Source organism: Dialister sp. CAG:357, assembly GCF_000435155.1.
Classification (GTDB): Bacteria; Bacillota; Negativicutes; order Veillonellales; family Dialisteraceae; genus Dialister; species Dialister hominis.
The window spans coordinates 1-11,153 of the sequence record NZ_FR896402.1 but is presented as its reverse complement, the minus strand read 5'-3'; the positions used below and the strand labels follow the sequence as shown (position 1 = coordinate 11,153).

Genomic DNA, 11,153 nt, shown 5'->3' with positions numbered 1-11,153 from the left:
GGTACCCCTGCCGTTTCCGGAAACAATATCCGATTGACACTTGATGCCAACCTGCAGAAAGCTGCAGAGGATGCGATTGATTCCCAGGTCAAGATTCTGGCTAAATCAGGTATTTATGCAACGGGAGCTTCTGCTGTAGCGATTGATCCTAACAGCGGCGCGGTACTGGCTATGGTCAGCGAACCAAGTTATGATCCGAACCGCTTCAGCAAAGGAATTTCAACTGCTGACTGGAATCAGATTATTAATAATAAAAATCATCCTATGCAGAACTGTACCATTGCATCCATGTATCCTCCCGGATCCCTGTTCAAGGTCGTTACGGGGGCGGCTGCGCTGGAAGCAAAAGTCATGTCGCCGACAGAGAGGATTTTTGACAGCGGCAAGCACTGGCTTGTAGATAAAAGGAATGCGCAGGGCGAAGCCTTTGGGTGGATTGATTTTTATGAAGCCCTGGAAAAATCAGATAATGTGTATTTCTATGAAATGGGCCGCCGCCTTGGAATCGATAAGTTATCCCAGATGGCGCGCGAGTTTGGATTAGGCAAGCCAACTGGGATAGATCTTGCTGGTGAAGCTGACGGAAACGTTGCCAGTGAAGAGTATAAAAAGAAAGTCTTTGATCAGGACTGGTATCTGGGCGAAACAATGGATGCTGCTATAGGGCAAAGTTATACATTGACTACGCCAATCCAGATGGCCATGGTCTATTCGTCCATTGCAAACGGCGGCTTCAAATATCAGCCGTATCTTGTAAACCGTATTGATAAGCTGGATGGTTCTCCTTTAAAGATTTATTCTCCTAAGCGTGTCGGATCGCTTCCTGTATCCAAAGCAACTTTGGACGATATCCACACTGGTTTAAGGATGGTTATGTCCAAAGACGGTACCGGCGGGATGCTGTTCCATGACTATCCGGTAAGCATTGCCGGGAAGTCGGGAACCGCAGAAACGAATGGTCTGGATAATGGCTGGTTTGTAGCATATGCTCCATTTGACAAACCGGAAATTGTCGTTTTATGTATGTTTGAACACAGCGGATTTGGTGCAGATTCTGCAGCACCAGTGGTTAAGGAAATCATGGATGCATACTTCCATTTTGGAAAATATGCTAAGTCAGCTGCATCTAAGGATTCCGGGACAGGAGGTAAATCCTAATGTCTAAAGTCTTATCTATAGCTTCCGGAAAGGGCGGGGTAGGCAAGACGCTTTTGACAGCCTCATTGGGGATAGTCATGGCCTATAAAGGTTACAGAGTCCTGCTCATAGATGGAGACATGGGCTTAAGAAACATGGATTTGATTCTTGGTTTGGAAAATGAATGCTTCTATAATATTTTAGATTTGGCTGAAGGCAGATGCTTCATGAATGATGTAAAGCTTTCTGTCAGCAAAAATCTTGACTTTATTCCCGCAGCACAGGCAGAAACATGGGATGAAATATTCCCTGCAGCTATCAGTGTCATACTTGATGATGCCGGCGATGATTATGATTTCATCTTATTGGACTGCCCTGCAGGAGTAGGGAGCGGAATTCAGTTCGCAGCAGATGTTTCAGATAAGTTTATGATCGTTGTGGCTCCTTCGTGGGCATCCAGACGGACGGCTGACCAGGCCGCTCAAATGATTAAGCCCAAAGTTGATTTCTCTTATGTGATGAATCAATTTTCGTTCTCCAATCAGAATCAGGCATCCTTTCAGGAAATGCTCGAAACGATCGATTCGGAGTATTTCGGTGGAGTGATTCCTTTTTCTGTAGAAGCAGCTCGTCTTGCAGGTCATGGAAATCTGAAGGATTTAAAGCCGAACGGGCCTTTTGGAAAAGCGGTTGATTACGTATACAGATCAGTCATTGAAGGGAAGGAATTTCCGTTAAGTGTCTGGTCAAAGCTTATCCGGGGCTGTGACAATGAAGCTGATGAGATCTTGAATAAGAGCGCTGGTTTGGTTCCTGTTATTAACAAGCCTGGGCTTTCCTGGAACTCAGGAAGCCAGTTTTACAAATGGCGGAGAAGGAGATGAACCGTATTGAATTTGATTCATTATTGGCGCCGTATTGACAGTACGCTTTTATTGACGGTTCTTGGACTGGGCATCATCTGCCTTTTGATCATTGCAAGTGCTACACATGCAAATATTCCTGATTATCCCGGCAGATATGATTTTGTTATGAAACAAGGCGTTTTTCTTGTAGGCGGAATCTGTATTGCCGCAGGAACGCTTTATTTCGACTACAGGAAATTATATAGATTGGTTCCTGCATTATATATCATTAATGCAGTCATGCTTTTAATCGTAAAATTTGCCGGAACAAGTGCCCTGGGGGCGCAGCGCTGGATCCAGATCGGACCTTTTACACTTCAGCCTTCAGAATTTGCCAAGCTGATCATGATTATCTGTCTGGCCCGCCTGCTTTCTACCAACCATACAGGGTTTAAAACATGGAAGAGTCTGATTCCGGTTGCCGGCATGATGTTTTTGCCGACAATACTGATATTTATCCAGCCGGATCTGGGAACGAGTCTCGTCTTTGCCGCGATTGCTTTCGGCATGCTTTACATTTGCGGACTCCGGATGGAGCTTGTAAAAAGAGCGCTCATTGCGTTAGTTGTCATGTTTCCGGTAATTTGGTTCTTCGTTCTTCACAGCTATCAGAAGATGAGAATTCTGGTTCTTTTCAATCCAAGTGTTGACCCGTACGGATCTGGTTACCATGTCATCCAGTCCAAAATATCTATCGGTAGCGGCGGATTTTTGGGACAGGGACTTTTTGAAGGGACGCAAAGCCAGCTGAACTTCCTCCCGGAAAATCATACGGATTTTATTTTCTCTGTTATTGGGGAAGAGCTTGGATTTATCGGTGCCATCTTTGTCATATTCCTGTATTTTGTACTGCTTTACAGAACGATTATGATTTCCCGCTCATCAGGAGATTCCTTTGGCAGCCTTCTGGCATGCGGAATCTTTTCGATGTGGCTGTTTCAGGTATTTATTAATGTGGGAATGACGTTAGGAATCATGCCTGTTACAGGCATTCCTCTGCCCTTTATGAGTTACGGCGGCAGTGCATTAGTTATGAATCTGCTGTGCGTTGGTATTTTGATGAACATTTATTTAAGACGTAAGAAGTTAATGTTTGACTAGGAGAAGAAAATGAATCGAGTAGAAATAGATCCAGTTTGGTTAATGCATGTCCAGAAACCAGCCAGATATGTCGGCGGCGAATGGAACAGTGTAATGAAAAATCATGCAGACGTGGATGTAAAGGTCGCTCTCGCGTTTCCTGATGTTTATGAAGTCGGAATGAGCCATTTAGGGCTGAAAATCATTTACAGCGTCATCAACTCCAGAAAAGATGCCCTGGCTGAACGAGTCTATACACCATGGGTTGATATGGAAAAAATGATGAGAGAAAGAAATATACCTCTCTATGCACTGGAATCCAAAGCGCCGATTAAAGACTTTGACGTTTTTGGTCTTACAATGCCCTATGAAATGTGTTACACCAACATCCTCAATATGATCGATCTGTCTGGAATCCCAGTGCTTTCCAAAGACCGCACAGATGAGGATCCTATTGTTGTTTCCGGAGGCCCCTGTGTTTATAATGCTGAGCCGATGACTGATTTTATCGATGTATTTTTTATCGGCGAGTCAGAAGAAGCCATTCAGGAAATGGTTGAAGTCATAAAAAAATGGAAAGCAGAAAATAAACCCGGCGGAAGATGGGAAGCCATTCATAGACTGGCTGAAATCAAGGGATGCTATGTTCCTTCTCTGTATGAAACTTCTTACTACGAAAATGGCATATTCAGAGCCATAAAGCCGATTGATCCATCGGCACAATTTCCTGTTGAAAAGAGAGTCATAAAAGACGTCGATCATGTTATCGTAGACGATAAGCCGATACTTCCTCATATCGAGATTGTCCATGACCGCGCTGTGCTTGAGATGTTCAGAGGCTGCAGCAGAGGCTGCCGTTTCTGTCAGGCGGGCATGATTTACAGGCCGGTCAGGGAAAAGAGTGAGGAAAAGCTTCAGGAAATTGCTGATACTTTGATTAAGAATACCGGATATAATGAAATTTCCTTAATGTCACTGTCCTCGGCAGATTATTCCTGCCTTCCGGAACTGGTCGATCATTTGATGGATAATTTCAAGGACAAGAGAGTCAGCGTAAGCCTTCCGTCCCTGCGTGTCGACAGTTTCTCCGTCGATATTGCCAAAAAGGTGCAGCAGGTCAGGAAGAGCGGTCTTACCTTAGCACCGGAAGCCGGTACACAGAGGCTTCGCGATGTAATTAATAAAGGCATTACCGAAGATGACATCATGGGAGCATGTTCAAACGCATTCAGAAATGGATGGGACCGCGTTAAGCTGTACTTTATGATGGGTCTTCCTACAGAAACTGATGAAGACCTGAAGGGGATTGCTGATTTAGCAAACAGGATCAATGAACTGTATCATGAGATACGCGGCAAGTATGGGTGCAGAATCACTGTCAGCGTTGCAAGCTTTGTACCAAAGCCTTTTACTCCGTTCCAGTGGATGCCTCAGTGTAGCGTAGAAGAAATAGAAAGAAAGCAGAAATATTTAAAGAGCCTGTTTACCAACAGACATATTAAGTTTGCATACCATGACGCACGGACCGGCTATATGGAAGCCGTTCTTGCAAGAGGTGACAGGAAGCTTAATCAGGTTATCCTCAAGGCCTGGCAGAAGGGCTGTGAATATGACAGCTGGACAGAATTCTTTGATTTCGATAAATGGATGTCATGTTTTGAAGAGTGCGGAGTCGATCCGGATCAGTACGCTGCCAGAGACAGGGATGAATATGAAGCTGAACCCTGGGACCATATTGACTGCGGAGTAACAAAAGATTATCTTCGCAAGGAATGGAAGCTTGCACAGAAGGGCATTCTCACACACGACTGCAGGCATCTGGCATGCAATGGCTGTGCAGTCTGCCCGATACTTGACGTAGCATTGATTGATCATAAAGAGGAGAATTGGAATGATAAGGCTGTTTTTATCTATAAGCAAAGGTGAGGAACTGAGATTTCTGGGGCATTTGGATTACTTAAGAACTATGGAAAGAGCCATTATGAGATCCGGCCTTCCGGTAGCATTTTCAGAAGGATTCAATCCGCACATGAAAATATCAATGGACTCTGCGCTGGGCGTAGGGGTTACTGCGGATCCTCTTTATATGGAAATGGATCTTGAAAGAGAAGTTCCTCTTGATGAAGTTAAGTCAAGCCTGACAAGCCAGCTGCCTGGAGGAATCTCTATTAATGGAATCATTGCCGTCGTAAAAGAATGCCCCAAGCTTTCCGCGATTTTCAACGAAGATGTATATCAGATGGAAGGCCCTGTTTATGAAGATTATGACGCTGCCAAAGCCGAAGCAGGCATCCAGAAATTCAATGATTTATCTTCTTTTATTTATAAAAGAGTAACTCCTAAGAAAGTCAGGGAGATGGATGTAAAACCTATGATTCTTGAACCTCTCCGCTTAAGCATCAGGAATAACAGGGCTTACCTTACCTTTTCCCTGGTCAGGAGCACTACGGGAACCGTGCAGCCTAAGGATATCTGGAAAATGCTGTCGGACTCCTTTGGCCTTCCCTGGGTCAATGATGAATTTATATGCTCAAGGGCAGGTACCTATCAGCGCGACGGGGAGAAGAGAAAGACACCATTCGATCCTGAATTTATTGAAGTTTATTCGAAAGGGTAATATAAATGAGACAGATTCTTCTTCATGTCGAGCCGGATGAAAAGATATTTGCCGCGCTTGATGATGGTATCTTAAATGATCTTGAGATCGAACGTAATAATAATTTGGATATAGTCGGAAGAGTCTATAAAGGAATCGTCAGAAATTCAGTTCCTTCTATAAACGGATATTTTATTGATATCGGTATTGGAAGGAATGCGTTTCTGAGGAAGAGAGATTTGCCTGCGGATACAAATATTACCGAAGGAAGCACTGTTCTGGTGCAGGTCGAAAAAGACAGTACGGAAACCAAAAGCCCCTTAGTGACCGGCAAAATCGGCATACAGGGCAAGTATTTTGTTATGCTTGTAAATAGCAGCTATGTTGGCGTATCCAAGAAGATTGTAGATACAAAGCGCAGAAGCAGCCTGAGGAGCTGGGTAAAATCTGTGCGTCCGGATGGCAAGGGTATCATTATACGAACTGCGGCTGCAAACGTCGAAGAGGATGTACTTAAAGAGGAAATCGAGTATCTGGATCATATATTCGACATTATTTCCAAACGATCCAAAGTGGAAAGGGGACCGGTGCTTTTATACAGAGGAAGCGATCTTATCGTCAAGGGGATAAGAGATTACATGAATGATGATGTGGAATCGTTCTTTATTGATGATGAGGAGTCCTTTGACCGTGCTTCTGAATTAGAAAAGAAGAAACCCAACAGTCTTGAAGACAGGCTGCATTATTACCATGGACCGGAGCTTTTACTTGAGAAATTTCATGTCGAAGAACAGATAGAGCAGCTGTTTGACCGAAAAGTCGAGCTAAAATCCGGGGCTTACTTTGTTATTGATTACACCGAAGCTTTGACCGTCATTGATGTTAATTCAGGATCCTTTAAAGGGAATGGAATCCCTCACAGCGAGTCGGCTTTCCTGATCAACAAGGAAGCCGCTGTTGAGATTGCAAGACAAATCAAACTTAGGGAAATCGGAGGAATCATTCTCGTTGATTTCATTGATATGAATAAGAAATCGCAGAAGGATGAACTGCTTGATACGCTGAAGCGGGCATTTCAGAAAGATCATAACAAAGCCGTTGTATGCGGAATCACATCGCTTGGCCTTGTTGAAATAACAAGGAAGAGAACCAATCAGAGACTTTGGCAAAATTATTTTGATGCGTGTCCGGTGTGCCATGGTACGGGGATAGTACTTTCTCCTGAATCGATTGCCCGTTCTATCTACCATGATCTTCAAAAAAGGAAATCAGGGACTGGAATTAAGACAGGAATTACAATAGTATGTAATAAAGAAGTTGCAGATTTTATAAGTATAAAGGATAATATAACTAACTTTGAGACACTTGTTAATAAGCCGGTTAAACTGGAAGCAGATGATAGTCTCAAATGGGGGGTATATAGTATATTGTCAGAAAGATAAGAGGGGAAAACTATGGCTGTAGATATTCACTCAAAGCAAAATCTGGAAGATGAAGTTTATCAGAAGGATGGATATGTCCTTTTGAACCTATGGGCTGCATGGTGCCGTCCTTGTCAGGTCATGGAACCAACCTTGAAATTTGCTGAAGAAAAGTTTAAAGACAAAATTTCCTTTTGCAGATTAGAAGTAGAAGAACAGGAAGCACTGGCTGATTTATTCCAGACTGTCGGCATTCCGACTTTTGTCTTGTTTAAAGACGGGAAGGAAATCGGCAGGATCATTGGATATCGTCAGAAGGCCAAGTTCGTTGATGAAATAGCTAATATCATTAGGGACGGCCAGTAAACGAAGAGCCGGTCTTACAAGCTGATTTTATTGCAGAAATGGAATATTATTTTATTTCCTTTCCTTGCATTGCCAGATTTCTTCTGATATAATAACAAAGAATTATCTATGTATTTGAAGTGAGGTGCAATTAAGTGAAGAAGGACATCCATCCGGACTATCATCCTGTCGTTTTCCGCGATATCGGTGCTGACTATTCCTTTCTGACTCGTTCTACAGCTGTTTCTAACCAGACTGTTAAATGGGAAGATGGAAATGAATACCCGCTGATCAATATTGATATCAGCAGCAAATCTCATCCGTTCTATACGGGACAGCAGCGTTTCGGTAAGGCTCGCGGCCGTATCGAAAAGTTCAACAAACGTTACGGAAAAACATCAGACTAAGAAACAGGGCTATGAAGCCCTGTTTTTTAATTTCATTTTTTAGGGATGGAATGCCTGCACACTTTGTTATTCATAGTGATATTCTGTTATACTGTACAATATAGTTTATTAACAGAATGGGATGAAATGGACTGTCATCATCCTGATATGAATTTATTTTTATAGTTTGAAGGAGCGTTTTGAAATATGCAGATCAATAAGTTGGATAAAATGGAAGCCAGGTTTATTTCACTGGAAGACCAGCTGAGTGATCCTTCTGTTATAGCCGACCAAAATAAATGGAGAGAACTTTCAAAAGAGCATTCTGAGCTGGCAGAAGTCGTCTCTAAATATAGAGAATATAAAGAAGTGCTGGATCAGGCGAAAGAGGCTTTGGAAATTCTTGGAGATAAATCACAATCAGACCTGCATGAGCTTGCCAAGGAAGAACTTAAGGAAAGCGAAAAACGCAGGGATGAACTGGATTTGGAAATACATAAATTGCTGATTCCAAAGGATCCCAATGATAGCAAGAATGTCATTCTTGAAATCAGAGCCGGAACAGGCGGTGAAGAGGCAGCGCTTTTTGCTGCAGATCTTTTAAAGATGTATCTGAAGTTCGCTGAGAGAAAGGGCTGGAAGGCAGAAATTGCAAGTGCTAACGAAACCGATCTGGGCGGATTTAAGGAAGTAACATGCACGATTGAAGGAAAGAACGCTTACTCCATTCTTAAATTTGAAAGTGGTGTTCACAGAGTACAGAGAATTCCTGAGACGGAAAGTCAGGGGAGAGTGCATACTTCTGCTGTCACCGTGGCAGTTCTGCCAGAAGCTGAGGATGTAGATATCGACATAAAACGTGATGATTTAAGGATAGATGTATATCGTTCTTCAGGTGCAGGCGGACAGCATATCAATAAGACATCTTCGGCTATCCGTATTACGCATATTCCTTCCGGCATGGTTGTTACCTGTCAGAATGAACGAAGCCAGAGACAGAATAAGGAAAAGGCGCTCCAGATTCTTAAGTCCAGATTATATGACCAGGCCCTGCAGAACAGCCAGAGCAAAGAGGCAGAAGACAGGAAGAATCAGGTTGGATCAGGAGACCGCTCCGAACGAATCCGTACATATAATTTCCCGCAGGGACGTGTTACCGATCACAGAATCAATATGAGCATCTATCAGCTGGATGATTTTTTAAATGGTGACATGGACGCGATACTTGACAGGCTCATCGAGGAAGACCTGTCGCGAAGAATGAAGGAAGGGGATTCCAGTGGCCGGTAATACAATATGGACGATTAATAAATTAATAACATGGACAACGCATTATTTTAAAGACCATCATATAGAATCGCCACGTCTTGATGCGGAAATCCTTCTTGCCCATGTGCTGAATAAATCACGCATTTATCTCTATACTAATTTTGATTTAATCGTCAATCCGGATGAGCTGGCCATGTATCGCGGATATATCAAAAAGCGCATTGAAGGATATTCGGTAGCAGCCATAACGGGTGAAAAGGAGTTTATGGGGCTCACCTTCAAGCTGAGTGAAAATACATTGATTCCAAGGCAGGATACGGAAACCTGGCTTGAAAAGGTCATACAGTATCATAGAAATGATCCTGAATTGTTTGTCGCTGATCTTGGGACGGGGAGCGGAGCTATTCTTCTTAGCTTCCTCTACTATTGCGAAGGTGCGCATGGTGTCGGTATTGATATATCTGAAGATGCGCTTGCAATTGCCAAGGGAAACGGAATTCAGCTGAAAATGGAAGACCGCGTGGAATGGCGTTTGGGCAATTACCTGACAATGCTCAAAGAAGGAGAGCTGTTTGACGGCATATTGAGCAATCCTCCGTACATTCCGTCAAAGGATATTTCAGGACTGGCTCCTGAAGTACAGAGAGAACCCAGAATTGCATTAGACGGCGGGGAAGACGGCCTTGATTTTTACAGAGAGCTTGCCAAGGAAGCGGCAAATCATTTAAAAGAAGGCGGTTTTCTGGCTGTTGAATATGGCATTGGGCAGACGCAGCCAATACTGGATATGCTGAAAGACAGCGGTTCATTTGAGGATTTCGAAGTCATAAAGGATTACGGCGGTATAGAAAGAGCTATATATTGCAGAAAGAAGTTTTAAAAATGGATACAAAACGAATTCATGTAAATGAGTCGTATTATAAAGAAGAAGTTTTCAAGTTAGGTAAAATATTAAGAGAGGGCGGACTTGTTGCGTTTCCAACGGAAACAGTATATGGACTTGGCGGCAATGCGCTGGATGCAGATGCTGCGAAAAAAATATATGCGGCAAAAGGAAGGCCATCCGATAATCCGCTGATTGTACATGTTTCCGGCAGGGATGAAGTAGAAAAATATGTAGAGCATGTAGGAAGCATAGAAAACAAATTAATGGAGAAGTTCTGGCCCGGGCCGCTTACGATTGTTTTTCCGAAGAAAGATATCATTCCGAAAGAAACCAGCGGAGGTCTTGATACAGTTGCATTAAGGTGCCCGCAGAATGCTGCGACAAGAGCCCTTATTAAGGCAGCCGGTGTTCCTCTTGCGGGCCCCAGTGCAAACATTTCGGGAAGGCCCAGTCCGACAACAACAGATGATGTGCTCCATGATATGAATGGGAGAATCAGTGCTGTAGTGGATGATGGTCCATGCAACATAGGGCTTGAATCTACCATTATCGGTGTAGAAAATGGAGAAATCGTTGTTTACCGGCCCGGCGGCATCACGCTTGAAATGCTTCAGGAAATAGGACCCGCCAGAATGGACAGCAATCTGATTGTTGATACAGGTCATCCTAAAGCACCGGGCATGAAGTACAGGCACTATGCGCCGAAAGCGCCTTTGACTGTATACACAGGAGACAGAGATTCTGCAGCCGCTAAAATCCTTGAAAAGGTTCATGAAGGAGATGTAAGTAAAATCGGATTTTTTGTCAGTGAAGAAACGGCTAAGATGCTTCCTGAAGATGCGATCTGCTATATCTGGGGCAAAAGAGAGGATAAGGAAAGCTTCGCACATAACTTATTCACAGGGCTGTTATATTTCAATGAGCAGCCTGTTGAGCAGATATACGGTGAAGGAACAGATCAGGCAGGTATAGGCCGCGCCATCATGAACAGACTGAAAAAAGCATCAGGCGGGCATATCGTGGTCGAGGAAAAAGAAACTTAATATAAAATTATTATGTATACACTTAATAGGTAATTGAATGAAGCTTTAAGTGCTAAAATTGCAAGTTCAAATTGAACACCTTTAA

At 43.3% G+C, this 11,153-nt stretch carries 11 protein-coding genes; all 11 read left to right on the top strand.

The features are described 5' to 3' along the window. The coding region (locus tag M3200_RS03460; RefSeq protein WP_288178112.1) for a penicillin-binding transpeptidase domain-containing protein at positions 1-1,158 on the top strand (1,158 nt) is incomplete at its 5' end. Then, positions 1,158-2,021 carry an AAA family ATPase gene (locus M3200_RS03455; RefSeq protein ID WP_022382143.1) on the top strand — a complete coding sequence of 288 codons (864 nt, stop codon included), beginning with the start codon at positions 1,158-1,160 and terminating at the stop codon, positions 2,019-2,021. The genes M3200_RS03460 and M3200_RS03455, both read left to right, overlap by 1 nt. A 6-nt stretch (positions 2,022-2,027) precedes the next feature. Then, positions 2,028-3,143 carry a rod shape-determining protein RodA gene (rodA, locus tag M3200_RS03450; RefSeq protein WP_022382142.1) on the top strand — a complete coding sequence of 372 codons (1,116 nt, stop codon included), beginning with the start codon at positions 2,028-2,030 and terminating at the stop codon, positions 3,141-3,143. A gap of 9 nt (positions 3,144-3,152) precedes the next feature. Then, a complete protein-coding gene (locus M3200_RS03445; protein ID WP_022382141.1) occupies positions 3,153-5,048 on the top strand; it encodes a TIGR03960 family B12-binding radical SAM protein in 1,896 nt (631 codons plus the stop codon). Next, positions 5,014-5,739, top strand: coding sequence for a TIGR03936 family radical SAM-associated protein (locus M3200_RS03440; protein WP_022382140.1), 726 nt, complete (start codon positions 5,014-5,016; stop codon positions 5,737-5,739). Before M3200_RS03445 ends, M3200_RS03440 begins: the two co-directional genes overlap by 35 nt. A gap of 5 nt (positions 5,740-5,744) precedes the next feature. Then, positions 5,745-7,160: an Rne/Rng family ribonuclease gene (locus tag M3200_RS03435; RefSeq protein WP_022382139.1), complete on the top strand. Its 1,416-nt coding sequence runs from the start codon at positions 5,745-5,747 to the stop codon at positions 7,158-7,160. Positions 7,161-7,172: 12 nt separating this feature from the next. Then, entirely contained in the window at positions 7,173-7,505 is a 333-nt protein-coding gene (locus tag M3200_RS03430) for a thioredoxin family protein (protein WP_022382138.1), read from the top strand. 134 nt (positions 7,506-7,639) lie between these two features. Further along, positions 7,640-7,891 (top strand): type B 50S ribosomal protein L31, encoded by a 252-nt coding sequence (locus M3200_RS03425; RefSeq protein ID WP_022382137.1) that lies wholly within the window; start codon positions 7,640-7,642, stop codon positions 7,889-7,891. A gap of 186 nt (positions 7,892-8,077) precedes the next feature. Continuing rightward, positions 8,078-9,160: a peptide chain release factor 1 gene (prfA, locus tag M3200_RS03420; protein ID WP_022382136.1), complete on the top strand. Its 1,083-nt coding sequence runs from the start codon at positions 8,078-8,080 to the stop codon at positions 9,158-9,160. Then, on the top strand, positions 9,150-10,019 hold the full coding sequence (gene prmC / locus M3200_RS03415; RefSeq protein ID WP_022382135.1) for a peptide chain release factor N(5)-glutamine methyltransferase: 870 nt from the start codon (positions 9,150-9,152) through the stop codon (positions 10,017-10,019). Before prfA ends, prmC begins: the two co-directional genes overlap by 11 nt. Positions 10,020-10,021: 2 nt before the next feature. After that, a complete protein-coding gene (locus M3200_RS03410) occupies positions 10,022-11,068 on the top strand; it encodes an L-threonylcarbamoyladenylate synthase (RefSeq protein WP_022382134.1) in 1,047 nt (348 codons plus the stop codon). Positions 11,069-11,153 lie beyond the last annotated feature (85 nt).